Source organism: Actinomycetes bacterium, assembly GCA_036000965.1.
GTDB lineage: Bacteria > Actinomycetota > CALGFH01 > CALGFH01 > CALGFH01 > DASYUT01.
The window spans coordinates 1-22,958 of sequence record DASYUT010000118.1 but is presented as its reverse complement, the minus strand read 5'-3'; the positions used below and the strand labels follow the sequence as shown (position 1 = coordinate 22,958).

The 22,958-nt window shown below is 75.5% G+C and carries 19 protein-coding genes; 8 read left to right on the top strand and 11 right to left on the bottom strand.

Annotation, left to right across the window (positions count from 1 at the left end; genetic code table 11):
• Nucleotides 1-71: 71 nt before the first annotated feature.
• The 3 genes from VG276_09770 (at nucleotide 72) to VG276_09760 (ending at nucleotide 4,825) form a co-directional block, all read left to right on the top strand.
• Nucleotides 72-1,925 (top strand): dynamin family protein, encoded by a 1,854-nt coding sequence (locus tag VG276_09770; protein ID HEV8649672.1) that lies wholly within the window; start codon nucleotides 72-74, stop codon nucleotides 1,923-1,925.
• Nucleotides 1,922-3,565: a GTPase gene (locus VG276_09765; GenBank protein ID HEV8649671.1), complete on the top strand. Its 1,644-nt coding sequence runs from the start codon at nucleotides 1,922-1,924 to the stop codon at nucleotides 3,563-3,565. Before VG276_09770 ends, VG276_09765 begins: the two co-directional genes overlap by 4 nt.
• Before the next feature lie 87 nt (nucleotides 3,566-3,652).
• Nucleotides 3,653-4,825, top strand: coding sequence for a glycosyltransferase (locus tag VG276_09760; GenBank protein ID HEV8649670.1), 1,173 nt, complete (start codon nucleotides 3,653-3,655; stop codon nucleotides 4,823-4,825).
• Between the two features lie 247 nt (nucleotides 4,826-5,072).
• On the opposite strand, the gene VG276_09755 is transcribed toward VG276_09760, so the two are convergent.
• The 3 genes from VG276_09755 to VG276_09745 all read right to left on the bottom strand — a co-directional run bounded on the left by VG276_09755 (nucleotide 5,073) and on the right by VG276_09745 (nucleotide 8,471).
• Nucleotides 5,073-6,143 carry a hypothetical protein gene (locus VG276_09755; protein HEV8649669.1) on the bottom strand — a complete coding sequence of 357 codons (1,071 nt, stop codon included), beginning with the start codon at nucleotides 6,141-6,143 and terminating at the stop codon, nucleotides 5,073-5,075.
• Nucleotides 6,144-6,657: 514 nt separating this feature from the next.
• Nucleotides 6,658-7,470, bottom strand: coding sequence for an MBL fold metallo-hydrolase (locus VG276_09750; protein ID HEV8649668.1), 813 nt, complete (start codon nucleotides 7,468-7,470; stop codon nucleotides 6,658-6,660).
• Entirely contained in the window at nucleotides 7,467-8,471 is a 1,005-nt protein-coding gene (locus VG276_09745; protein ID HEV8649667.1) for an NUDIX hydrolase, read from the bottom strand. Before VG276_09745 ends, VG276_09750 begins: the two co-directional genes overlap by 4 nt.
• 230 nt (nucleotides 8,472-8,701) lie before the next feature.
• Here VG276_09745 and VG276_09740 point away from each other — a divergent pair, with 230 nt between their 5' ends.
• Nucleotides 8,702-9,334 carry a bifunctional DNA primase/polymerase gene (locus VG276_09740; GenBank protein HEV8649666.1) on the top strand — a complete coding sequence of 211 codons (633 nt, stop codon included), beginning with the start codon at nucleotides 8,702-8,704 and terminating at the stop codon, nucleotides 9,332-9,334.
• 132 nt (nucleotides 9,335-9,466) lie between these two features.
• Here VG276_09740 and VG276_09735 read toward each other — a convergent pair whose 3' ends face one another.
• Nucleotides 9,467-10,786, bottom strand: coding sequence for a helix-turn-helix transcriptional regulator (locus VG276_09735; GenBank protein HEV8649665.1), 1,320 nt, complete (start codon nucleotides 10,784-10,786; stop codon nucleotides 9,467-9,469).
• A 350-nt stretch (nucleotides 10,787-11,136) separates the two neighbouring features.
• Between VG276_09735 and selA the strand changes: the two genes are divergently transcribed.
• Both selA and selB read left to right on the top strand, forming a co-directional pair.
• Nucleotides 11,137-12,723 carry an L-seryl-tRNA(Sec) selenium transferase gene (gene selA, locus VG276_09730; GenBank protein HEV8649664.1) on the top strand — a complete coding sequence of 529 codons (1,587 nt, stop codon included), beginning with the start codon at nucleotides 11,137-11,139 and terminating at the stop codon, nucleotides 12,721-12,723.
• Complete coding sequence (selB, locus tag VG276_09725) at nucleotides 12,723-14,645, top strand: selenocysteine-specific translation elongation factor (protein ID HEV8649663.1); 1,923 nt, start codon at nucleotides 12,723-12,725, stop codon at nucleotides 14,643-14,645. Before selA ends, selB begins: the two co-directional genes overlap by 1 nt.
• Nucleotides 14,646-14,782: 137 nt before the next feature.
• Here selB and lhgO read toward each other — a convergent pair whose 3' ends face one another.
• Nucleotides 14,783-15,958: an L-2-hydroxyglutarate oxidase gene (gene lhgO, locus VG276_09720; protein HEV8649662.1), complete on the bottom strand. Its 1,176-nt coding sequence runs from the start codon at nucleotides 15,956-15,958 to the stop codon at nucleotides 14,783-14,785.
• A 202-nt stretch (nucleotides 15,959-16,160) separates the two neighbouring features.
• Here lhgO and clpS point away from each other — a divergent pair, with 202 nt between their 5' ends.
• Nucleotides 16,161-16,454, top strand: coding sequence for an ATP-dependent Clp protease adapter ClpS (gene clpS, locus VG276_09715; GenBank protein ID HEV8649661.1), 294 nt, complete (start codon nucleotides 16,161-16,163; stop codon nucleotides 16,452-16,454).
• A complete protein-coding gene (locus tag VG276_09710; protein HEV8649660.1) occupies nucleotides 16,455-16,961 on the top strand; it encodes a DUF2017 family protein in 507 nt (168 codons plus the stop codon).
• A gap of 61 nt (nucleotides 16,962-17,022) precedes the next feature.
• On the opposite strand, the gene cobS is transcribed toward VG276_09710, so the two are convergent.
• From cobS to VG276_09680, 6 genes are all read right to left on the bottom strand, one after another.
• A complete protein-coding gene (gene cobS, locus VG276_09705; GenBank protein HEV8649659.1) occupies nucleotides 17,023-17,802 on the bottom strand; it encodes an adenosylcobinamide-GDP ribazoletransferase in 780 nt (259 codons plus the stop codon).
• A gap of 128 nt (nucleotides 17,803-17,930) precedes the next feature.
• Nucleotides 17,931-18,833, bottom strand: a complete 903-nt coding sequence (locus VG276_09700; protein HEV8649658.1) for a thermonuclease family protein — start codon at nucleotides 18,831-18,833, stop codon at nucleotides 17,931-17,933.
• A gap of 166 nt (nucleotides 18,834-18,999) precedes the next feature.
• Nucleotides 19,000-19,470 carry a RidA family protein gene (locus VG276_09695; protein ID HEV8649657.1) on the bottom strand — a complete coding sequence of 157 codons (471 nt, stop codon included), beginning with the start codon at nucleotides 19,468-19,470 and terminating at the stop codon, nucleotides 19,000-19,002.
• 69 nt (nucleotides 19,471-19,539) lie between these two features.
• Nucleotides 19,540-21,567 (bottom strand): ATP-dependent DNA helicase, encoded by a 2,028-nt coding sequence (locus tag VG276_09690; GenBank protein HEV8649656.1) that lies wholly within the window; start codon nucleotides 21,565-21,567, stop codon nucleotides 19,540-19,542.
• A gap of 160 nt (nucleotides 21,568-21,727) precedes the next feature.
• Nucleotides 21,728-21,880, bottom strand: a complete 153-nt coding sequence (locus VG276_09685; protein HEV8649655.1) for a hypothetical protein — start codon at nucleotides 21,878-21,880, stop codon at nucleotides 21,728-21,730.
• A 187-nt stretch (nucleotides 21,881-22,067) separates the two neighbouring features.
• The gene (locus VG276_09680; protein HEV8649654.1) at nucleotides 22,068-22,337 is read right to left on the bottom strand and encodes a WhiB family transcriptional regulator; all 270 of its coding nucleotides are present in this window, start codon (nucleotides 22,335-22,337) and stop codon (nucleotides 22,068-22,070) included.
• Nucleotides 22,338-22,958: the final 621 nt, after the last annotated feature.

The following is a 22,958-nucleotide window of genomic DNA, read 5'->3' as shown; positions in this document are numbered from 1 at the left end:
TTGAGCCTCGGCAACGGGCTGGCTGGAGCGCTGCGTCGGCGGCGCTTCCAGTGGGTAGTGGGAAGGGCACGATGCCGACCGTCGACACCTTCGCCTTGCAGCGCGCCCTGGCCGGGCTCGGCGACGGGCTGGCCGCGGCCAGCCTGCGCGCGCCCGGCCCGGACGACGGCTTCGTCGAGCGCCGCCGCCGGCTCGTCTGGCACCTCGACCATTACCTCCTGCCGCGCGTCCACGACCTCGAAGCGCCCTTGGTGGTGGTGGTGCTCGGCTCGACCGGGGCCGGGAAGTCCTCGCTGCTGAACGGGCTCGCCCGCCACCCGGTCAGCCCGAGCGGGGTGGTCCGGCCCACCACCATGCGGCCGGTCGTGCTGCTAGCGCCCGGCCAGGTCGACGCGTTCATGGGCGGCAAGGTGCTCGCCGCTCTGGCCGACGCCGACCGCCTGGAGCTCGCGGTCCACAGCGGCGCCTTCCCGGAGATCGCGCTGGTCGACGCCCCCGACCTCGACTCGGTGGAGGCGGCCAACCGGATGACCGCCGACGAGCTGCTCCAGGCCGCCGACGTCTGCCTGTTCATCACCACCGCCCAGCGCTACGCCGACCTCGTCCCCTGGGAGTTCCTGCACCGGGCCCAGGCCCGCGGGGTGCCGCTCATGGTGGTCGTGAACCGCCTGCCCAGGAACGAGCCGGACCGCGCGGCGGTGATGGCCGACTCCCGCCGCCGGTTCGAGGAGGCCGGCCTGGGCCAGGCCGGCCCGGACGGCGAGCTGCCGTTCCTCGGGGTCGAGGAGGGCGCCCGGGACGAGGGCACCGACGGGCTCACCGCGGCTGCGGTCGAGCCGGTGCGCCAGGCCCTGGTCGAGCTCGGCCGCGACACCCAGGCCCTGGCGGCGGTCAAGGCGACCGCCCTGCGGGGCGCCCTGACCGGCCTGCCCGCGTCGGTCGAGCAGGTCGCGCGCGACCTCGAGCTCGACGAGCAGCGGGCCGCGGCCCTGCGCAGCCCGGTGACGCGCGCCTACGCCGAGGAGGCGGGCAAGCTCAACGACCGCCTGGCTGGCGGGGACTTCCTGCGCGGCGAGGTGATGCGCGCCTGGCAGGAGTTCGTGGGCCTCGGCGACGTGTCGCGCTGGCTCTCGAGCGGCGTCGGGCGGGTCCGATCCTGGTTCGCCCGCCGGTTCCAGGCCCCCGGGGCGACCGAGGGGCCGCTCAGGCAGGCCAAGGAGCAGGCGTTCGAGGAGCTGGTGGCGGCGCTGGTGCGGCACGCCGACGCGGCCGCGGGCCACGCCGCCGCCGAGTGGGCCGCCGCGCCCGCCGGTACCTTTGCGGGCGGGTCGGCGGGGTCGCTGCTGCTCGCGGACCGGCCCGACCTCTGGGGCCACGGCGAGGGGCTCGAGGCTCAGGCTCGCGAGCTGCTGGCCGCCTGGCTCGGCCGCCTGACTACAGTGGTCGAGGAGCGCGGCCAGAACCGGCGCGCGTTCGCGTTCGCCACCTCCCTCGGAGTCAACGCGATCGGCGTGATCGCCATGCTGGCGGTCTTCGCCCACAGCGCCGGGCTCACCGGCGGCGAGCTGGCCATCGCCGGAGGCACCGCGGTCGTGAACCAGAAGCTGCTCGAGGCCCTGATTGGCGAGGCGGCCGTGGCCGACATCGTCAGGGGGGCCGAGCGCGACCTGCGCTCGACGCTGCGCAGCGCCCTGGACACCGACGCCCGGCGCTTCCTCGACCTGCTGGAGCCGCAGCTCGTCGCCGGCCCGAACGACCTCCGCGCCGCGGCTGCCCTCGTCGTGGTCGAAGCCGAGCGCCTCCTGGCCGAGCTGGGCGTCCCGGACGCCGGCGACCGGGCCGAGGGGCACCAGGCCAAGGGGCACCGGGCCGAGGGGCGCCCGGCCGAGGGGCGCCCGGCCGAGGGACGGCGGGAGCCCAGGTGACCAGGGACCTCGGGCAGTGCCTGGTGGCGCTGGAGCGGGTCGCCGAGGCAGCCGAGCGGCTCGGGCTGGACGCGAGCGGGGCCAGGCAGGTGGTCGAGTCGGCCCGGACCCGGCTCGGGTTCCCGGGCACCGCGTTCGTGCTGGCACTGGCCGGCGGGACCGGGGCGGGCAAGTCGAGCCTGCTGAACGCGCTGGCCGGGCACGAGGTGAGCCGGCCGGGGCCGGTCCGCCCGGTGACCGACGAGCCGGTCGCCTGGGTGCCCGCCGACGCCGCGGGTGAGCTCGGGCCGCTCCTGCGCTGGGTGGGGGTCGAGCGGGTGGTGAGCCACCACGACCCCTCGTTCGCCGACCTCTGCCTGCTCGACCTGCCCGACTACGATTCGGTCGAGCGCGCCCACCGGGCCCGGGTCGACGAGGTGCTCCCCAGGGTCGATGCGGTCTGCTGGGTGCTCGACCCGGAGAAGTACAACGACCGCGTGCTGCACGAGGACTACCTGCGCCCGCTCGCCCACCACGCCGAGCGGGCGGTGTTCGTGGTCAACCGGCAGGACGTCATCGGCGGCCCCGGCGCCGTGGCCGAGCTGGTCGCCGACGTCCGGCGCACGCTGGCCGAAGACGGCATCACCGGCCGCCCGGTGTTCGCGGTCTCGGCCACGCCGCCGAACGGCGCCGGCACCGGCGAGCTGGACGCCCTGCGCACCTGGCTGTCAGCGCGCATGCAGGCCAAGTCGATCGTTGCCGACCGGGTGGCGGCCGACTGCACGGCGGCCGGTGCCGAGCTCGGCCGGCGGGCCGGCCTGGACGGCGAGGGCGCCAACCGGCCGCTGGTCGACGAGCGGACCCGCGACGCGGCGCACCAGCGGGCGGTCGCGGCGGCCCGGGGCGCGGTCGACGTGGCCGGGGTGCGCCGAGCCTGCCAGCGCCGCACCCGGACCGAGGCGCAGGCCAGCGGCGCCGGTCCGGTCGGGCGGGCCATGGCCGGCATCGCCCGGCTGCGCGGGGGCAGGGAGGCGGGTGCGGCGTCGGCGCGGTCCATCGACCCGGTCGCCTACGCACGCGGCTGGCGGGGACGCGCCTCGCTCAGCCGGACCGTCAACCCTGTCCACGACCTGCTGCGCCAGGCGGCGGTGGCGGCGCCGCCCGGCCTGCGAGCCGACGTCATGGCCCTGGCCAAGCCCGACCGGCTGGAGGAGCGCCTCGGCGACGCGGTGGACGAAGCGGTCGCCAGGGCCGGGGTCGAGCACGCCCGCCCGCCCCACTCCTGGCTGTGGCCGCTGGTCGGGGTGGTGCAGACGCTCGCCACCGCGGCGTTCCTGACCGGCGTGCTGTGGTATGCGACCCTGTACCTGGCCGGCCGGGCCCGGGCCGACCTGCCCGACCTGCCCACCTTCCGCAACGTCCCGGTGCCGCTGCTGCTGGTGGTCGGCAGCCTGGCCGGCGGCTGGCTGCTGGCCCGGCTGCTTCACGCCAGCGCCCGCCGGCAGGGCCGGAAGTGGGCCGACCGGCTCACCCGCGACCTCGACCGGGCCGTCGCCCGCGAGGTCGACCAGGCGATGGACGCCCCGCTCGCCGAGCTGGAGACGGCCCGGTCGGAGCTGCTGGTCCGCCTGGCCGACCTGCGCCAGGCCGCGCGCGAGTAGGCCCGGTACTCCTGAATGAGCTCAAGACCGGCCCGGCACCGCCCGTGTGGCTTGCCCGCGCCGCGGGCCCGTACGAACATCGCGCCCATGACCGGGCCAACCCGGGCCGTCTTCGTGGCCCATGCCTTCCCCCGCTCCGAGCAGGACATGGCTGGGCACTTCCTGCTCGGGCTGGCCACCGCGCTGGCCGAAGACGGCGTCGAGGTACAGGCGGTGGCCCCGTCGGGGCCCGGGCTGGCCGCCAGGGAGCGCCTGGCCGGCATCGCCGTGCGCCGCTACCGCTACGCCCCGCGGCGGGCCGAGACCCTCGCCTATGCCGGGACCATGCACACCCGGGCGGCCAGCCCGGGCGGCGCGCTCGCGCTGGCGGGGCTGGTCGGGGCCGGCGCACTGGCCGTGCGCCGGGCCGGTGGCGCCGCCGACCTGGTGCACGCCCACTGGTGGTTTCCAGGCGGCCTGCAGGCCCTCGCCTCGCGCCGGCGACCGCTGGTCACGACCCTGCACGGGACCGACGTCCGGCTCGCCCGCTCCCGCCCCGCGGCCAGGGCCGCCTGCGCCAGGGTCCTGCGCGCGTCGGCGGTGGTCACCGCGGTGTCGACCTGGCTGGCCGACACCGCGGCCGGCTTCGCTCCCGACGTCGCCGACCGCATCCGGGTGGCGCCCATGCCAGTCGACGACACCATGTTCACCCCGGGCGACCAGGCCCGCACCGAGCTCCTGTTCGTGGGTCGGCTGGACGAGCAGAAGGATCTCGACACCGCTTTGCGCGCCCTGGCCCGGATGGACGGTCCCGCCGCCGGCCGGTCGCTCCGGGTGGTGGGCAGCGGGCCGGCCCAGGCCAGGCTCCGGCGCTTGGCCGCCGACCTGGGCGTGGCCGCACGGGTCACCTGGGAGGCGCATCTGCCCCAGCGGGAGCTCGCTGACCGCTACCGGCGAGCGGCCGCGCTAATCGTGCCAGGTCGGGACGAGGGCCTCGGTCTGGTGGCGGTCGAGGGGCAGCTCGCCGGCGCCCCGGTGATCGCGGCGGCCTCCGGCGGCCTGCTCGACGTCGTCCGCGACGGCCAGACCGGCCGGACCTTCCCGCCCGGGGACCCGACTGCCCTGGCCCGCGCCCTGGAGGGCGTGCTCGCCGATCCGCTGGCGGCCGCCGGCCTGGCCGTGGCCGCCCGCAGAGCGGCCGTCGCCCGGTTCGGCCGGCAGGCCGCGGCCCGCACCTATGCGGCCCTCTACGCCGAGGCCCTGATCACCAGGGCGCCATGAGCTGCGACCGGGTCATTATCTGCCGGTTCGCCATGGGAGCTCGAGCCTGGCGCGCTTCAGGCGGCGCGGGCCTCACGCGCTTCAGGCAGCGCGGGCCTCACGCGCTGCAGGCAGCGCCAGCCTCACGCGCTGCAGGCAGCGGCGCCTCGGACGTGCGGGCGAGTGGGCCTCGCACGTTGCAGGCTGTGGGGCCTCACGCGCTGCAGGCCATGGGGGCCTCGCACGCTGGAGGCGATACGGACCGCGCTCAGTACCAGCCGTGGGACTGCCAGAAGGCCTTGGCTGCCTCGGCGGTGCCGTAGCGGTCGCGGACGTAGCTGCGGAAGGCCTTGAGCTGCTTGCCGCAGTCGGTGGTGGCGTAGTCGACGCCCAGGTAGAGGATACGGTTGCCGAGCAGGAGCTGGCCGAGACCGAACGCGGTCGAGGTGGGGTTGTCGGCCGTCGGGTCGCCGCCGGACTCGTGCATGATGATCCAGCGCTCGGCCGCCGAGGTGCCCGACAGGTCGCAGCGGCCCCCCGGACCCCGTCCCACCGGCTGCTCCCGGACCTCAGATCGCTGGGTGCCGCCAGCCCGCCGCTCGGCCGCCTGGCGTGCCCGCTCCGCCTCCTCCTGCCGGATCAGGCGCCGCAGCTCGGCCGAGCGGGAGCGCAGGGCGACGGCCTGGCCCGCCAGCCAGGCGATCCTGCCGTCCAGCGCCTGCTTGGCGCGGGCGCGCACCGCCTGGACCCGCTCCAGGTCGGCGACCTCCCTGGCCACCGCCTCACCAGCCGCTCGGCGCGCCCGCTCCACCTGGAGCGCCCGCTCGTGCAGCTCCTCGGACTGCCGCTGCACCCCTCGCAGGCGGCTGAGCGCGTCACTGCCCGACTGGGCGATGTAGTCGAGGGTTGTGGCCCGGTCCAGCAGCTCAGGCAGGTGGTCGGGGTCGACCAGCACGGCGAGGTCGCCCGAGCCGCCGGTCATGTAGGCGCCGCGAGCCCGCTCGGCCAGCCCGGCCCGGAGGTCGGCCAGCTCGGCCTCTACCCTGGCCGCGAACCTGGCCGCCTGCACGCTGCTCTGGCGTGCCGCTGCCAGGCGCTCCCTGGCCACATCCAGCCGGCCCCTGGCCCCGGCCACGGACCGGTCCGCCTCGGCCAGCGCCGAGGCGACCGCCGCCGAGTCGGCGCGGGCGTCACGCAGCACGGCTTCGACCCGGCCGAGCTCCCGCTGGGTCTGGGACAGGTCGGTCCGCTTGTCGTCGGCCGCGGCGGCCAGGGCGAGCAGGGATGCGACCGCGAGCAGCGCGATCAGCAGGGCGAGGGTGCGGGCGCGGACGGGCAAGAGCGCCTCCCTGGCTGGGGGGTCGGTTGCCCTGCGCTCGGTTGGGGGACCGAAGCGCAGGGCGACTACCTTAAACGAGGAGAGGTGGTCTACTGCAAATTGGCTATGAAGCCCCTGGCAGCCCGCGTGGCGCCGGCCGGTCCGCCCGGCTGTGGCACCGGCGCTGTTGGGGGGCCGGTGGCGGTGGGATCCACCCGACCATGGCACCGGCGCTCTTGGGGGGCCGTGGGGGGAGCGTGTCCTGGTGCACCCGCGGCTCCCCGGGAAGCTGGCACAGGCGCTCTTGGGGGGCCGTGGGGGGAGCGTGTCCTGGTGCACCCGCGGCTCCCCGGGAAGCTGGCACAGGCGCTCTTGGGGGGCCGTGGGGGGAGCGAGCTCCCCCCACATCGACCGAGGACTGCCGGTCAGGACACGCCGCTGCGCGCAGACCAAGGGCGACGGTCGCCGCCAGAGCGAGCTCCCCCCACATCGAACGAGGACTACCGGTGGATGTGCGACCGCGGGACATGCACGCTCAGGGGGCGCGGGCGAAGCGGTCGCCGTCAGCCAGGGCGCGGCCCTCGCGGACGAGCTTGGCCAGGTGGGCCCGGACCGAGCGCTCGGCGGCCGGGTGGAGCACGGGCTCGACCTCGGCGTAGACCCGGGCGACGATCTCGGCCGGGGTCCGGTCGCCCGCGGCGAGCGCGGCCAGGACCTGGCGCTCGCGCGCGCGCCGGTGGGCGATGTACTCGTCGATCTTGCTGGCGGCGTCGGGCACCAGTGGCCCGTGCCCCGGGTAGAGCCGCTCCAGGTCGTAGTCGAGCAGGATGGACAGCGAGCGCAGGTAGTCGCTCATGTCCCCCTCCGGCCAGTCGACCACGGTGGACCCGCGGCCGAGCACGTGGTCGCCGGTGAACATCGCCTGCTCGGTGCCGAGCAGGTAGCAGCAGTGGTCCGGGGCGTGGCCGGGAGTCGGTACTGGTACCAGGCCCAAGCTCCCAGCGGCCAGCGGCCGGCCAGCGACCAGGGCTGGGGCGCGAGGCGTCGACCAGGCCGGGGCGAGCGCGGCCAGCGGGGCGCCGGCCCGCTCGGCGAACGCCCGGGCCCCCTCGGCGTGGTCGACGTGGGTGTGGGTGAGCAGCACGAGCTCGACCAGGCGGCCCTCGCACGCCCGCAGCACCCGCTGCGCGTGGTGGGCATCGGGCGGGCCAGGGTCGATCACCACTACCTCTCCGGCGTCCGGCTCGCTCACGACGTAGGTGTTGGTTCCCTCGAGCGTCATCGGCGACGGGTTGGGGGCGAGGATCCGGGTGACCCGCTCGCTCCACCGCTCGACGGCACCGGTCACGGCCGCCCACCCCGACCCTCGCCCGCCTCGGGCAACGTCACCTGGGGCGAGGCTCCCTCGTCCGCCTCGGACGAGGGAGCCTGGGACGCTTGGGGCGAGGGAGCCTCGCCCGCCTGGGAAGCCTGGGAAGAGGGAGCCTGACCCGCCTCGGGTGAGAGAGCCTTGCCCGCCTCGGGCGAGGGGACCTGGGGCAGTCGGGCCTCGCGCGCTCCAGGCGGCTCGGGGGCACGCTGGCCCAGCGGCGGCAGGCGGATGCGCTCGCCCGAAGGAAGCACCACGGCGTCGCCGGCCCAGAGGGGAAGGGTGCGCTCGATCACCCGTGCGTCGGCCGCCGCCAGCACCTCGGCCACCGACGAGAAGGCGGTCAGCTCGCGCAGCGTGCACCAGGTCGGCGGCAGCATGCGCACCGGCTCGGCCACGGCCGACGCCACCGGGAGCCAGTGCCCGCGCTCGGCCTCCAGGCCGTGGACGGTCACGGTGGCGCCCCTGGGCAGCCCGGCCACGAAGAAGCGCGTGTCGTAGCGGCGGGTCTCGGCCTCCGGCGTCACCCACCAGGCCCAGTAGCGCAGCCGGCTGGTGTCCAGACGCACCCCGAGGCCGGCGAGCACGGCGCCAAGCCCCTGCCGGCCGGCGAGCAGCTGCCGCCGGGCCGCGTCCAGCGCGGCGGGCTCGGGTGCGCGGTCGGCGAGCAGGACCCCGGCCTCCTCCAGGCATTCCCGGCAGGCGGCCACCACCGTCCCCCGTGCCTCGGAACGGCCGAGGCCGAGGCGGGCCGCCCATGCCTCTGGGCCAGGGCCCGACCAGGTCGCGTCGACGGCCGGGTCCTGGTCGACCCGGTCCACCCGGCCCCCCGGGAAGACCCAGAGCCCAGCTGCGAACCCCATCGTCATCGTGCGCCGCTGCAGGTACACCTCGAGCCCCGTCGGCCCGTCGCGCAGCACGACCACGGTGGCGGCGGGGCGAGCCGGAACGACCGGGGTCCTCTTCGGCGCTCCTTGCATGGCAGGCATGGTACTTGACGCCCTGGCGCCGCCCGTCAGGCAGGTTCGCCCTGGTATAGCGGTTTGCGGTACATAACCGGATACCGCAAGGGACATCCCCGGGACCCGTAAAGACTCTTTCGCCGTCGCGGCGGAGCATGGTCCCCTGCTGCGGTTCCGCATGTTGCAGGCTTCACGTTGCAGGCTTCGCGCAACGGTGAGCCTCGGGGGGCGCGATGAAAGGGATCGGGATGAAGCTGCGCATGACCAACAGCCTGCTCAGAGCGGCCCTCGACTACGCCGAGCGGGGCATCCCGGTCTTCCCCTGCCACCATCCTGCCAACAACTGGCAGCGCGGCCGCTGGAGCAGCCTCGAATGCTCGTGCCAGCAGCTCGGCTGCCTCCACCCTGGAGAGCACCCGCTCTCCCAGCGCTGGCTCGAGGAGGCCACCACCGACGCCGCCCGGATCGAGCGTTGCTGGCTGCGCCGCCCCGAGGCCAACATCGGGCTCGCCACCGGGGTGATGTTCGACGTCCTGGACGTCGCCGGCCCGGCCGGCCAGTCGTACAGGTTCCCCCAGGGCATCACCCCGGCGGGCCCGGTGGCGCGCACCGGCAGCGGCCGCTGGCACTACTTCGTACGCCCGACGGGGTTCGGCGACGCGGCCGTGCCGGGCCACACCGGGTCCGGGTCCGCCTCCCGCAGCCACCTCCACTGGCATGGGCGCGGAGGGTACGTGCTGGCGGTGCCGAGCCGGCACTCGGCCGGAGGGGCGACGCGCTGGATCCGCGGGATCGACCTGCCGCTTCCCGAGGTGCCGGCCCTTCTGCACGCCCTGCACACCCCGCGGGCCCAGCGAACCGAGCGGGCGCGCCCGGCCTGAGCCGCTCCCGCTGGTGGGTGCGGCTGACTATTCCTTTCTGGTCAGCGCGAGACACCTGTTCTAGACACGATGGAGCAAGGCGGCTGCCTCGGAATGACTGAGCAATTAGGAATGGGAATTGCTACGTAGACGCTAGGCCAGGAGCAGCTGCGCGTCCAGGTTTTTCACCGCCGCCGTCCCGTTCCACCGGTCGAGGTCACGGCGGAACTCGTGGATGCGCCGCAATTCGCGGGCCGATCCCGTGTACATGGCGTTGGTCAAGGAGTCGCCGGCCAGGCGGCACGCCTCCTCGATCTCCCCCTGCTGGGCGTACGCGCTCGCCAGATGGGTCAGGTGCAGCGACCGGTCGCGCACGAATTCCGTGCTCAGCGTCGTGAGCGCCTCGCCGAGGGACGCCTGCGCGTCGTGCGGCCGGTGCAGCCGCACGTAGCAGGCGCCCTTCTGCCCGGCGAGCTGGGAGCGGTCGAAATGGTAGATCCAGGGCGGGTCGGACGCCGACGACGCCTGGGCGATGGCGGCCTCGGCCCGGTCGAGGGCCGAGGCGCAGGGCCCCGCCTCGCCGAGGGTCGCCAGGGCGAGCGCCTCGACCCGGCAGAGCCAGGCGAGCGTGGTCGCCGTCACCGACCCTCTCCCCCTGTTCTGCGCCTCGAGAGCGAGCTGGAGGCCGGCGTAGGCGTCCTGGCCGTAGGTGGCGACCACGCTCATGCAGCCGAGCACGTAGGCGGCCAAGGCGCGGTCCCCTGCCTCCTGGGCGGCCCTGAGCGCGACCTCGTAGTACCGCCTGGCGGCCCGGTGATCGTTCATGTCGAAGGCGAGCCAGCCGGCGAGCTGGGCGACCTGGGCCGCTGCGGTGCACAGCCGGCGGTGCACCGGCCCGGACTGCGAGCCCTGCAGCAGGGAGGTGATGAGCTGCAGGTGGCCGGTGACCGGACCCTGCAGGTCGCGCGAGCCGATGCGGTCGTCGAGGCGACGGCACTCGCTGATGACCGTCTCCAGGTGCCCCATGGTGGCGTCGTCGACCCGGCTGGGTCGGTCCAGCGCCCGGGCGAGCCGCTCATGCGGCTCGGCTCCCACCGTATCGAGCGCCGGCGCGAGCGCGGCGACCCCGGCGACGCTGGTCATGTGGCGAAGGAAGGCTCGGCGTTCCACGTCATGTCTCCACGACTCAAGGGTCTCAGCCAGCGTGTCGCGATCGAGGGACCACGCCGGTAACGCCTGCTCTGCGTCATCCACCAACCCGAGCTGCTCGGCCGACAGGCCGTAGAGCGCGCACAACTTCTCCTGGTAGAACGGGCTGGGCCGCTTGAACCCCCGTTCCCACTTGCCGACCATGCTGGCGGTCACACCCACGCGACGGCCCTCGAGCTCACACAATTTCTGTAGCTCTTCCGCCACCCGCTGCAAGGACCATCCCCGTTGGCGCCGCTGGCGGCGGAGTCGTGCATTGGGCATTGCGTCGTGCGCTGACATCATGCCGATCTCACTATTCGAGACACAAGATGGGGGAAGCTTCTTGCCACGAGAACTGTACGCAAATATCTCGCGTCTCGACAACTCACCTGCCCGGAGGGACGAGCTCGAAGGGGTTTCACCTATTAATACGACTGAGCAAAATGGCAGCGGATGACTGGGTTAGCCTGGTTTGCACCCGGCAGAACCGGTCGTACGCGCATGCTCCCCAAGGCGTACCCGGCCGTTTCCGGCCGCTTACCCGGCCGTTACCAGGCCAGCTCCAAGCCAGCTCCAAGCCGCACCACGCCGTTTTGGCCTGCGTCCGGTCCGATGGTGGCACAGAATGGGCCATGGCCTCCGACCCCCGCCGCGCCGTGCCCGGCGTCGACACGCTCCTCGAACACCCCAAGGTGGCGGCCTGCGCCGCGACCTGGGGCCGGGCCCGGGTCCTGGGCGCGGTGCGTCGCACGCTCGACGCCAGCAGGCAGGCAGCCGCCGCCGGCGAGCGCGTGCCGGGCATGGACGAGCTGGCCGCTCGGGTGACGGGCGCGGTCGAGGCGCTCTCCCGGGGCCGGACACGCGCGGTGATCAACGCGACCGGGGTGGTGCTGCACACCAACCTGGGCCGGGCGCCGCTGTCCGAGGCGGCCAGGGCCGCGGTGGCCGAGGCCGCTGGCTACGCCACCGTCGAGTACGACCTCGCCGCGGGGACCCGGGGACACCGGGGCGCGGCCGCCACGGCGCTTCTCCGGGAGGTCACCGGCGCCGAGGGCGGCCTGGTGGTCAACAACGCGGCCGGCGCCCTGCTCCTCGCGCTCCACGCGCTCGCCCGCGGCCGCGAGGTGGTCGTCTCGCGGGGCGAGCTGATCGAGATCGGCGGCGAGTTCCGGCTCCCGTCGGTCATGGAGGCGGCCGGGGTGACGCTGGTCGAGGTGGGCACCACCAACCGCACCCACCTGGCCGACTACGCCCGGGCCCTGGGTGAGCGCACCGGCTGCGTGCTGGTGGTGCACCCCTCCAACTACCGTGTGGTCGGCTTCACCGCCAGCCCGGCGCTGGCCGAGGTGGCCGCCCTGGCCCACGAGCACGGTCTGCCGCTGCTGCATGACCTCGGGTCGGGGCTGCTGGCCGGGTCGTTCGGGGCCGAGCCGTCGGTGGCCGGCAGCCTGTCCGCAGGGACCGACCTCGTGCTCTTCTCGGGTGACAAGCTGCTCGGCGGCCCGCAGGCCGGGCTGGTCGCGGGCCGGGCCGACCTGGTGCAGCGCCTGTCGAAGGACCCGGTGGCCCGGGCCGTGCGGGCCGACAAGCTCACCGTGGCCGCGCTCGAGGCAACCCTGGAGGCGCACGCCAGGGGCCTCCGGGACGAGCTGCCGGTCTGGCGTGCGCTGACCCTCGGGCCCGACGACCTGCGGCCGCGGGCCGCCGCCCTGGCCGCGCGGCTCGGGCCACCGGCCTGTCTGCGGGAAGGCGCCAGCGTGGCCGGGGGCGGGAGCCTGCCCGGCGAGGGCCTGCCCAGCGTGCTGGTGGAGGTCGACCCGACCCCGGTGCCGGTGGAGGCCGTCCTGGCCCGCCTGCGGGGCGGCGACCTCCCGGTGATCGCCCGTGCCGAGCGCAGCCGGGTCGTGGTCGACCTGCGCACGGTCCCCCCCGACGCCGACGAGCTGGTCGCCGCCGCCCTTGCCGCCGCCCTTGCCGCCGCCCTCCGGCAGGGCCCAGGCCCGGCCACCCCCAGGCCTGGTGAAGGCGCCGCAGATGCGGGCCCAGGCGCGGCCACCCCCGGGCCGGACGAGGACACCGGGGGCGGGAACGGCGAGGCGGGCGGGAGCGGCGAGGTGGGGGGCCCCTGGACCGCAGGGGCTTCAGGACCGGCTGGAAGAGAAGGCGCCATGGGTCCGAGCGGCGGGGTGGGCGGCCCCGGCAGGGGACGGGTTCGCTGATGGCGCATGTCGTCGGGACCGCCGGGCACGTCGACCACGGCAAGTCGGCGCTCGTGCTGGCGCTCACCGGTACCGACCCGGACCGGCTGGACGAGGAGAAGGCCCGGGGCATGACGATCGACCTCGGCTTCGCCTGGACCACCCTGCCGTCCGGCCGCGAAGTCGGCTTCGTGGACGTGCCCGGCCACGAGCGCTTCGTCCACAACATGCTGGCCGGCGTGGGCGGGGTGGACTGCGCCCTGTTCGTGGTCGACGCGAGCGAGGGCTGGCGCCCGCAGTCGGCTGAGCACCTCGCCATCCTGGACCTGCTCGGCGTGGCCACCGGCGTGGTCGCGCTCACCAAGGTGGACCTGGTCGACGCGGCCACCCGGGACCGGGTGGCCCGGGAGGTGGCCGGGCGGCTGGCCGGCACCACGCTCGCCGGCGCGCCCGTGGTGGCCACGGCGGCGCCGCTGGGCTCGGGACTCGACCAGCTCCGGACCGAGCTGGACCGGGCCCTCGACCGCACCCCCGACCCGCCGGACCGGGGCCGGCCGCGGCTCCCGGTCGACCGGGTGTTCTCGATCCGGGGCAGCGGCACGGTGGTGACCGGCACCCTCTCCGGCGGCACGCTGGCCGCCGACAGCCGCGCGGTGCTGCTGCCGGCCCGCCGGGAGGTGCGGATCCGCGGTCTCCAGGGGCACGGGAGACCGCTCCAGCGGGCCGCCCCCGCCCGGCGCCTGGCCGTCAACCTGGCCGGCGTGGCCACCGGGGACGTGGCCCGCGGCGACGTGCTCGTGCTGCCCCGGCAGTGGGCGCCGACCCGCGCGGCCGACTGCCGCCTCCGCTGCCTGGCCGGGGCTCCCGCGCCGCTCCGGCCCAAGGGCGCCTACCTGCTCTACGCCGGCGCGGCCGAGACGGCCGTGCGCCTGCAGCCCCTGGACGCCCACGAGATCCGGCCCGGCGAGGACGGCCTCGTCCGCCTCCACCTGGAGCGCGAGCTCGTGCTCGACGTGTTCGAGCCGCTGGTGCTGCGCGACAGCGGCCGCGACGAGACCGTGGGCGGCGGACGGGTTCTCGACCCGTTCCCGCTCCCCGGGGTGCATGGCACGGCCGGGCGGGTGCGCCGGGCCGAGGAGCTGGAGGCCCGCGAGGCGGCTGGCCGGGCCGGGCTGCTCGAGCGGGTGCTGGCCGAGCGGGGGCTGGCCAGCCGGGGCGAGCTGCCCGCCCTCGCCGGCGCCGGGGAGCCGGCGCTCGCCGCGCAGCTGGCTGCCGCGGCCGAGGACGGCCGCTTGGTGCGCGGCCGGGCGGTGGCCTGGGCACCCGAGGCCTGGCAGCGGGCGCGGCAGGACGTGCTCGAAGCGGTCGCCGCCCACCACCGGGCCGAGCCGCTCGTCCCGGGCATGCCGGCCGAGCTGGCCCGCCTCGCCGCGCGGGGTGCGGCGCCGGCCCGCGCGCTCGGGGGCGCGGAGGCGGCCTGGAAGGCGGGCGGGGCCGAGGTCGTCGAGGCCCTGGTCGCCTCCGGGCGGCTGGTCGTCGACGGGCCGGCCGTGCGGCTCCCCGGCCATGGCGTGCGGCTCGACCCTGGTCAGCGGGCGGTCCGCGCCGCGGTCGAGGTGGCCCTGGCCGCCGGCGGGGTGACCGTGCTGAGCGACGACCAGCTGGCCGCCCTCGGCGCCGACCGGCGCATGCTCGCCGCCCTGGTCCGCCTCGGTGTCCTGGTGAACGTCGGCCCCGGCCTGCACGTGGGCGCCGAGGCGCTCACCCAGGCGGTCGGGTCCCTGCGCAGGACGTTCCCGGGCGACCGGCCGTTCACCGCCGCCGAGGCGAAGGAGGCGATGGGCACGACCCGGAAGACCGCCATCCCCCTGCTGGAGCACCTCGACCGCAGCGGGATCACCGTCCGGCAGGGCGACCACCGCCGCCTGGCCACCCCCGGCTAGCTCCACGCCCGGGCCGGCGGGCCCGGGTGCCGGCGGGCCCCGGGGCGGCGGGGCGGCGGGCCCCCGGGCCGGCGGGCCCCCGGCCGGCGGGGCCTGCCGCCCGCTCCGGGGGAAGGCCGCCCGCCCCGGGCTTTGGGCTACAGGCGCTCGCAGATTGCCTCGGCGATGGCCAGCGACGACGTGGCCGCGGGCGACGGGGCGTTGCGGATGTTCACGACCCGGCCTCGGGCGGTGATCCGGAAGTCGTCGACCAAGGCGCCGTCGCGGGCCACGGCCTGGGCCCGCACCCCGGACGGTCCCCGGACCACGTCGGCCGGGCGCAGCTCGGGCACGTACCGGCGCGCCTCGCCTACGAACGCGGCGCGGCTCACCGAGTGCCAGAGCTCCCGCGCGCCGGTGCGCCAGTGCCGCCTGGCCATGGTCCGGAACCCCGGCCAGGCGAGCGTCTGCCACAGGTCACGGCGGTCGACCGTGGACAGGCGGTACCCCTCCCGGGCGAAGGCGAGGACGGCGTTGGGACCGACCAGGACCTCGCCGTCGATGCGCCGGGTCAGATGGATGCCGAGGAACGGGTACCTGGGGTCGGGCACCGGGTAGATCAGGCCGCGCACGAGGTGGCGCCGCTCCGGCCGCAGCAGGTAGTAGTCGCCCCGGAAGGGGACGATCCGCGGGTCGGCGTCGTCGCCGCTGAGCGCCGCGACCCGGTCGGCGTGCAGGCCGGCGCAGACCACCAGCCGCCCCAGCTCGAGGACCTCGGCGTCGGTCGTCTCGACCCGGACGGCCCCCGCCCGCTGCTCGATGGCGCGCACCTCGGTCGCGGTGCGGATCTGCCCCCCGGCGGCCTCCACCTCCTTGGCCAGCGCCCGCGCGTAGGCGGCGAAGTCCACGATCGCGGTCTTCGGCGAGTGGAGCGCGGCCACGCCCCGGGCGTGCGGCTCGACCTCGCGCAGCTCGCCAGCGTCCAGCCTGCGGATGCCGGGGACGCCGTTGGCGGCGGCGCGCTCCGCGATCCGCTCGAGGCGCGGCAGCTCCCCGGCGTCGACGGCGACGATCACCTTGCCGCACTCCTCGTACGGCACGCCGTTGTCCTGGCAGTAGCCCCGCAGCAGCTCGATGCCCCGGCGGCAGAGCCGGGCCTTGAGCGAGCCCGGCTCGTAGTAGACCCCGGCATGGGCGACCCCGCTGTTCCGGCCGGTCTGGTGCAGCCCGACCTGGGCCTCCTTCTCGAGCACGGTCACCGCGAGCCCCGGCCTGGTCAGCGCCAGGTGCCTGGCCACGGCCAAGCCGAGGACGCCACCCCCGACGATCCCCATGCTGCCATCGCCCGCGCTGCTCACGTTGCCGATCCTACCGTGGGCCCCGCGCCCGCGCCGCGGCACGCGCCCGGTGCTCGGGCCGGCTCCCTCTGCCCCCACTCCGCTGCGACCTGCGAGGCGATGGAGCGGATGACCTCGTCGGTGCTCGGGCTGGCTCCCCCTGCTCCCACTCCACAGCCAGATTTGCGACCATACCGGCATGAGCACGACCGCACCGGTGCGCGAGCGCACCGAAGAGCACGACGAGATCGTCGACCCGGACATCCCGTGGATCGTGATCGTCTGGAACGACCCGATCAACCTGATGTCCTACGTGGTCTTCGTGTTCCAGAAGCTGTTCGGCTACTCCAAGGAGAAGGCCACCAGCCTGATGCTGGACGTCCACCACAAGGGGAAGGCGGTGGTGTCGAGCGGGCCGCGCGAGAAGGCCGAGTTCGACGTCTTCCGGCTCCACGGTCACGGGCTGTGGGCCACGATGCAGAAGGACCGTTGAGTGGCCGGCGCGTTCAAACGGGTCGGCGGCCGCGTCCGGGTCAGGCTGAGCCCGCAGGAGGCCCAGGTCCTGCGCAACCTGCCCGACCAGCTCCGCGGCGTCCTCACCGCCGAGCAGCTTTCGGGCGGACAGCCCGACCCGGTCACCGCGCGGCTGTTCCCGCCCGCCTACCGGGACGCGGGCGACCGCGAGCGGGAGGAGGAGTACCACACCCTCGTCCACGACGACCTGCTGAGCGCCAAGCTCGCCAACCTCGACCTGATGACCAGCAGCCTCGCGCGCGGCTCGGTCAGCAGGCGGCGCTGGACGGTCGACCTCAGCGAGGAGGAGGCGATGGCATGGCTGGGCGTGCTGAACGACCTGCGCCTTGCTCTCGGGGTGCGCCTGGGCATCGAGGACGACTTCGACGGGCACGTCGACGAGTCCGCCCCGTCCGCGCCCGCCATGCACCTGCTTGCCTACCTCGGCTGGCTCGAGGAGCTGCTGGTCGAGACGCTGTCGGCCTGACCGGGCCCTGCCGCCGGCCGCCGCCCGTCGCCGTCCGGATCGACTCGTCCCGGCGCCGGCGTCAGAGGAGACCGGCGCGGGCCAGGGCGGCGACCGCCGCCACGGTGACCAGCTCGACCAGCTGGTTGGCCGCGCCCAGGCTGTCGCCGGTGAAGCCGCCCAGGCGGCGGCGGAACAGCCGGATGCAGGCCAGGCAGGCGGCCAGGCCGGCCGCGAGCGGGACCGGGGCCCAGGGCCCGGCCGCGGCGGCCAGGGTCGCGGCCACCACCGCCGAGGCGGTCAGCACCTCGCCGGGGCCGAGCGGCCCGGCGATCTCGGCGCCGCTGCCGGCCGCGGCGGGCGGCAGGACCCGGGCGACGAGCAGGGCCGAGGCGCGGGCCAGCACGTGGCCGCAGACGGCGGCGCGGGCGAAGTCGGCCAGGCCGAGCGGCAGCAGCAGCGCGGTGCGCAGAGCGAGGACGGTGCCCAGGGCGACGATGCCGTAGGTGCCAAGCCGGCTGTCGCGCATGATCGCCAGGCGCCCGGCCGGGTCGGTCCCGCCCCACAGGCCGTCGGCCGAGTCGGCCAGCCCGTCCTCGTGGAGCGCGCCGGTGACCGCGATCATTGCGGCCACGGCCAGGATGGTCGCGACCGCGCCGCCCCAGACCGGCGCGACCGCGGCCCGGACGGCCACGCCGAGCCCGGCGACCACCAGCCCGACGGCCGGGAACAGGGGCGACGCCCGGCGCAGGTCGCCCGGGCCGACCTCCAGCCGCGGCCCCGGGATCCTGGTCAGGCACGCAAGGGCGAGCGCGAAGCGGCGTAGCGGCCCCGCGCCCCTCGGCCCACCGGTCCCGTCCATGTCCACCGCTCCGTCGGACCCGCCCGCGCCCTCCCCGGCTGGTGGGCGCCCCGGCACCGCAGGCTAGCCCGCTACCCGGCTTGGCGGAAGCCGGCGGCTTCGGCGGCTGCCTCGTCGGCGAAGCCGAGCTACCCGGCCCGGCGGAAGCCGGCCGCCTTGGCGGCCGCCTCGTCGGCGAAGCACAGCTCCGGGTTGGTGCGCGCGTAGTCCCTGCTCCCCGGCACGTGGTAGATCTTGCCGTTCTCGCCGATGTTGCCCTTGACCGGGTGGGAGGCGGGGCAGGTGTTCCTGCCGCTGGGGGCGGCCTGCCCGGGGCCGCTCGGCTGGGTGCGCGCGCCAGTCCCCGCCGACCCGCCCCTCGGGCGGTTGGGGGCGTTGCCGCCGCACCGGCCCCACAGGCCGAGCTTCTTCGCCTTGGCGGCCGCCTCGGTCCGGCGCATGAGGCCGATGTAGCGGTCGTTCGGCTTGTAGAGGACCGCGGTCGCATGGCCGGTGCGGATCAGCTCCTGGTTGGCGAACACACCCTTGGCGGTCCACACGTAGAGCAGCGTCCGCCCGTAGCGGTCGCGGAGCTCCCGGTCAGGCGAGACGAGCACGGTGGACCCGGGCGCCAGCAGCTTCTTGGTGAAGGCGGCCGCCTCCGGCCCGTAGCACTCGACCCCGAGCTTGGTCTCGGGGGTGTCCACCTCGAGCAGGCGGACCGTGGTCTTGAACCCCGAGCGCAGCGGCCCCTTGCCGGTGCCCCGCAGCTCGACGGTGTCGCCGTCCACGACCCTGAGCACGGTGGCGCGCTGGGCGTCGCGCGGCGGCCTGGTGGAGGACCCGGACGGTGGCGGGCCGGCCGCGCCCGGGCCGTCACCGCCCAAGGCGCCGCCGAGCTGCCCGCCGTCGCAGGCGCCCAGGACCAGAGCAGGCACAAGGACCAGCACGAGGGCCCAGGCCAGGCGCCGGTCGCGGTGGCGGTGCCGCCTCGGTACCAGCGCCTGTCGTCCCGGGCCGGTCGCCGGCCTGACCGCTGGTCGCACCCGCACGGCGCGGCTCCCTTCCCGTGGTGGCGTGGGGTCCGCCACCTTCGCTGTAGCCGCCTTCTGTGTTGCTGTGGCCGCCTTCTGTGTAGTTGTCCCCCGCATCCGGACCGTTCAAGCCACCAGCCCGGCGACCCGGACGAGTCTCGCCCACGGGTGCGACAGCGCCGCCCTACCCGCCCGCGACCTCCACGATCGCCTCTACCTCGACGGGGACGCCCAGGGGGAGGGCGGCCACGCCGACCGCGGCCCGGGCGTGGCGGCCGGCGTCGCCGAACACCTCGCCGAACAGCAGGCTGGCCCCGTTGACGACCTTCGGCTGGTCGGTGAAGCCGGGGTCGCTCGCCACGTACCCGTTCACCTTGACCACCCGGCGCACCCGGGAGAGGTCGCCCAGCTCCTGCTTGAGCGCTGCCACGACGTTGATTGCGCAGCGCCGGGCGGCCTGGACCCCGTCGTCGAGGGTGAGGTCGCCCGCGCCGAGCCGGCCCGTCCAGCCGGGCCGACCGTCCACGAGGGGCACCTGGCCGGAGACGTACACGAGGTCGCCGGTGCGGACGCAGGGAACGTAGGCTGCGACCGGCGGGACCGGCTCGGGCAGGGTGATGCCGAGCTCCTCGAGTCGCTCTTCGGGGGTTGGCATGGCGGCTCCTTCGGGCGGGGGCCTGCGGGCGGGTGGGCCAGGGGCGGGGCCTGCGGGCGGGGGCCAAGCCTACCGCCCCGCTCCTGCCGCGAAGAACGCTCGCACGTCCGCGGGCGAGCGGGTCAGGGGGGCCGGGGGCAGGCTCGCGAGCAGGGTCGCGCCGTAGGCGGCGTCGGCCAGGCGCCGGTCGAGCACGGCCATCACGCCCCGGTCCGACTCCGAGCGCACCAGGCGGCCCAGTGCCTGCTGCAGCGAGACGACCGCCTCCGGCAGCCACACGGCCGAGAACCGCGAACCTCCCTGTCGCTCGACCCGGCGGCCCCGCTCGGACAGCAGGGGGTCGTCGGGCCGCGGGAACGGCAGCCGGTCGAGCACCAGCAGCGACAGGCTCGGTCCGGGCACGTCCACGCCCTCGAAGAACGTGCGGGTGGCCACCAGCACGCTCGCGACCTCGTCGCGGAAGCGGGCGGCGAGCCGGGCTGGCGTGTCGTCGCCCTGGACCAGCAGCTCGTAGGGGAGGTCGGCGAGAGCGGCCGCGAAGCTCTCGACCGCCCGCCACGACGTGCACAGGACCAGGGCCCGGCCGCTTGACGACTCGACCAGGCCGCGCAGCTCCTGCTCGGCGGCGGCCTGGAAGCGGTCGCTGGACGGTGCCGGCACGGAGCCGGGGACGTAGAGCAGGGCGTTGCGCCGGAAGTCGAACGGGGACTCGGCCACCAGCCCGGCCGCGTCCGCCACCCCGAGGGCGGCCCGGGCCGCGTCCAGGCTGCCGGCCACGGCCAGGGTCGCCGAGCAGGCGACGGTCGCCGGCACCCGGGCCCAGAGCACCGCCTGCAGGACCGGCCCGGGCTCGACCAGCGCCGACCTGATGGCCCGCCCCCCGTCCCGCCGCTCCTCGACCCAGACCGCCAGCTCCCGCGCGGGCTCGTCGCGTGGCCCACCCTGGTCGCCCGCACCGGACCGGACCCGGCCGTCACGGCCGGCCTGGCCGTCACCCGGCTTCCCGGTCGAGCCGTCACCCGGCTCGGCGTCGGGGTCGCCGTCGTCCCGGCCGGGGCCCGGCTCGGGCTCCATCAGGCGCGTGAGGTCGCGGCAGAGGCCGTGCAGGCGGCGCCTGGCCGCGTGGAGGCCGCCCTGCAGCTCCTCGTCGAGGCCGCTCAGGTCCTTGAGGGAGCTCCGGGCCTCCTCGGCTTCACGCAGGACCGGGGCGAGGGCCCGACCGAGGCCGAGCCAGGCCCGGGAGCCGGGCACGACGGCGCCGGGACGCAGCTCGCCGGCGTGGCGCTCCCAGCTCGCGCGCAGCCGCCTGGCCCAGTCGGAACGCACCCCGGCCGCCTTGGCCACGGCGTCGGCGGCCGCCCCGGCCCTGGAAACCCGGGTGGCGGTCACTGAGACGCCGTAGAGGTCGGCCGCGTGCGCGGCCAGCCGGTGGGCCTCGTCGACCACGACCACGTCGGCCTCGGGGAGCATCACCCCTGGCGCGTCCGAGAGCTGGCGCAGCTCGAGCTCGAGCAAGAGCAGATGGTGGTTGGTGACCACCACGTCGACGTCGCGGGCCCGCTCGCGAGCTCGTTCGGCGAAGCAGCGCTGGTGGAAGGCGCACCCCTTCTGTCCCGGGCAGTCCTCGCCAGAGGTGGAGACGAGGTCCCAGACGTCGTCCCGCACTCCGGGCGGTGCGTCCAGGCGGCTGCCTGTCTCCGACTCGAGCGCCCAGTCGACCAGCTCCAGAGCGGCCTCCTCCTGCGCGGTGGCGGCCAGCCGGGTCGCCGCCACCAGGCCATCCGCCCTGCTCAGGCACAGGTAGTTTCCTCGCCCCATGAGCAGGGCGGAAGTGGTGCCGAAGGCGTCGGCCAGGCGGGGCAGGTCGCGCTCGACGAGCTGGGCCTGCAGCGCCTTGGTGGCGGTGGCCACGATCGCGCGCCGGCCGGCGGCCACCACGGGGACGAGGTAGCCGAGCGACTTGCCCACCCCGGTCGGCGCGTGCACCAGCAGCGGCGCCCGCTCGTCGAGCGCCGCGGCGACCGCCCTGGCCATGTCCTGCTGCACCGCCCTGGGCGCGAGGCCCCGAAGGCTGGCGAACGCCGCATCCAGATCCATGCCGGACACGCTATCGAAGCGGCCGGACATGGGACAGCGACCTGGGCTCAGATGTTGACGGCACGCTGCGCTGCCTGAACGCGGAGGGAGGTGCGGTGGGCGGGGTGGAGTGGCCGTGACCTCGGGTCGCCCGGCCGCGGCCGCTGCTGACGCCGGCGGGTCAGCCCTTGGGGCGCTTGAAGAAGGCGAGCATGCCGCCCACTTCGGCGGTGTGCACCGCGACGAGCTCCCAGCCGTCCTCGCCCCAGTTGTCAAGGATCTGCTTGGTGCTGTGGGGCAGCAGGGGGACGGTGACGTACTCCCACTTGGTCATCGGCGCTCCTTGTCGTCACGCGAGGTGATCTCCTCGTCACGTGAGGTGGTCCCCTCGTCACGTGAGGTGGTCCCGCGCCCGCCCTGGTCCTCGGGGGGTTCCTTCGCGACGGGCGCGGACGGTCGAAGGCTACCGGACGTCGACGGGGGCCGGGTCGCTGCGACCCGGCCCCCGTCGACGTCCGGGCTCAGCCCGCGCGACGGTTCAGGAGCTGGCGTCGCTCGTACTCGTTGAGGCCGCCCCAGATCCCGTGCGGCTCGCGGACCAGGAGCGCGTACTCGCGGCACTCGGCGAGCACGGGGCACTCGTGGCAGATGGCTTTCGCTGCTCGCTCGCGCGTGAGCCGCTCGTCCTTGCGCTCGAGGTGGTTCGGCGCGAAGAACAGGTGCGACTGTAGTCCCTTGCAGGCGGCCCGGTACTGCCAGCCGACCTGAAGGTCCCATGACGTGGTGGCCATGACGGTCCTTCCTAACCTGGTCGATCAGGCGCGCCCTACCCGGACGACGCTCGGCGCGACCGACCGACGAGCCGGGCAGACCACCCGATACCGTCGGAGAAGGGCAGGGTAACCCACGGCTGCAACACCCTCAATGTCCGGTGAGTAACGCTTCGATTGCAGCCTCAGGTATCCCATACCGCCGGTCAACCCCGCATAAAGGGCGCTGCTCACCGGGACATCCCTTGTCTTCTTGGGATCCGCCCCGCCATGGCGCAGGCGCTCCTGGGAGGCCGTGGTAGCGGAATCCCCCGGGCCATGGCACATGCGCTCTTGGGGGGCCGTGGGGGGAGCGTGTCCTGGTGCACCCGCGGCTCCCCCAGCACGATGGCACAGGCGCTCCTGGGGGGCCGTGGGGGGAGCGAGCTCCCCCCACATCGAACAGGGACCACCGGCCAGGACACGCCGCGGCGCGCAGACCAAGGGCGACAGTCGCCGCCAGAGCGAGCTCCCCCCACATCGAACCAGGACTACCGGGCAGGGCACGCCGCTGCGCGCAGACCAAGGCCGGCGATCACCGCCATCGCCGCCGAGCACTCAGGCTTGGCGCTCCGGGACGCTTCTGGGCGGCTCCTGCCGCGG

Bases quoted from the DNA above. Each gene is read 5' to 3' on its own strand.
- VG276_09770 (HEV8649672.1), top strand. From the start codon at position 72: ATGCCGACCGTCGACACCTTCGCCTTGCAGCGCGCCCTGGCCGGGCTC.
- VG276_09760 (HEV8649670.1), top strand. From the start codon at position 3,653: ATGACCGGGCCAACCCGGGCCGTCTTCGTGGCCCATGCCTTCCCCCGC.
- VG276_09745 (HEV8649667.1), bottom strand. From the start codon at position 8,471: ATGCAAGGAGCGCCGAAGAGGACCCCGGTCGTTCCGGCTCGCCCCGCC.
- VG276_09740 (HEV8649666.1), top strand. From the start codon at position 8,702: ATGAAGCTGCGCATGACCAACAGCCTGCTCAGAGCGGCCCTCGACTAC.
- VG276_09735 (HEV8649665.1), bottom strand. From the start codon at position 10,786: ATGCCCAATGCACGACTCCGCCGCCAGCGGCGCCAACGGGGATGGTCC.
- selA (HEV8649664.1), top strand. From the start codon at position 11,137: ATGGCCTCCGACCCCCGCCGCGCCGTGCCCGGCGTCGACACGCTCCTC.
- selB (HEV8649663.1), top strand. From the start codon at position 12,723: ATGGCGCATGTCGTCGGGACCGCCGGGCACGTCGACCACGGCAAGTCG.
- lhgO (HEV8649662.1), bottom strand. From the start codon at position 15,958: ATGGGGATCGTCGGGGGTGGCGTCCTCGGCTTGGCCGTGGCCAGGCAC.
- clpS (HEV8649661.1), top strand. From the start codon at position 16,161: ATGAGCACGACCGCACCGGTGCGCGAGCGCACCGAAGAGCACGACGAG.
- cobS (HEV8649659.1), bottom strand. From the start codon at position 17,802: ATGGACGGGACCGGTGGGCCGAGGGGCGCGGGGCCGCTACGCCGCTTC.
- VG276_09695 (HEV8649657.1), bottom strand. From the start codon at position 19,470: ATGCCAACCCCCGAAGAGCGACTCGAGGAGCTCGGCATCACCCTGCCC.
- VG276_09690 (HEV8649656.1), bottom strand. From the start codon at position 21,567: ATGGATCTGGATGCGGCGTTCGCCAGCCTTCGGGGCCTCGCGCCCAGG.
- VG276_09685 (HEV8649655.1), bottom strand. From the start codon at position 21,880: ATGACCAAGTGGGAGTACGTCACCGTCCCCCTGCTGCCCCACAGCACC.
- VG276_09680 (HEV8649654.1), bottom strand. From the start codon at position 22,337: ATGGCCACCACGTCATGGGACCTTCAGGTCGGCTGGCAGTACCGGGCC.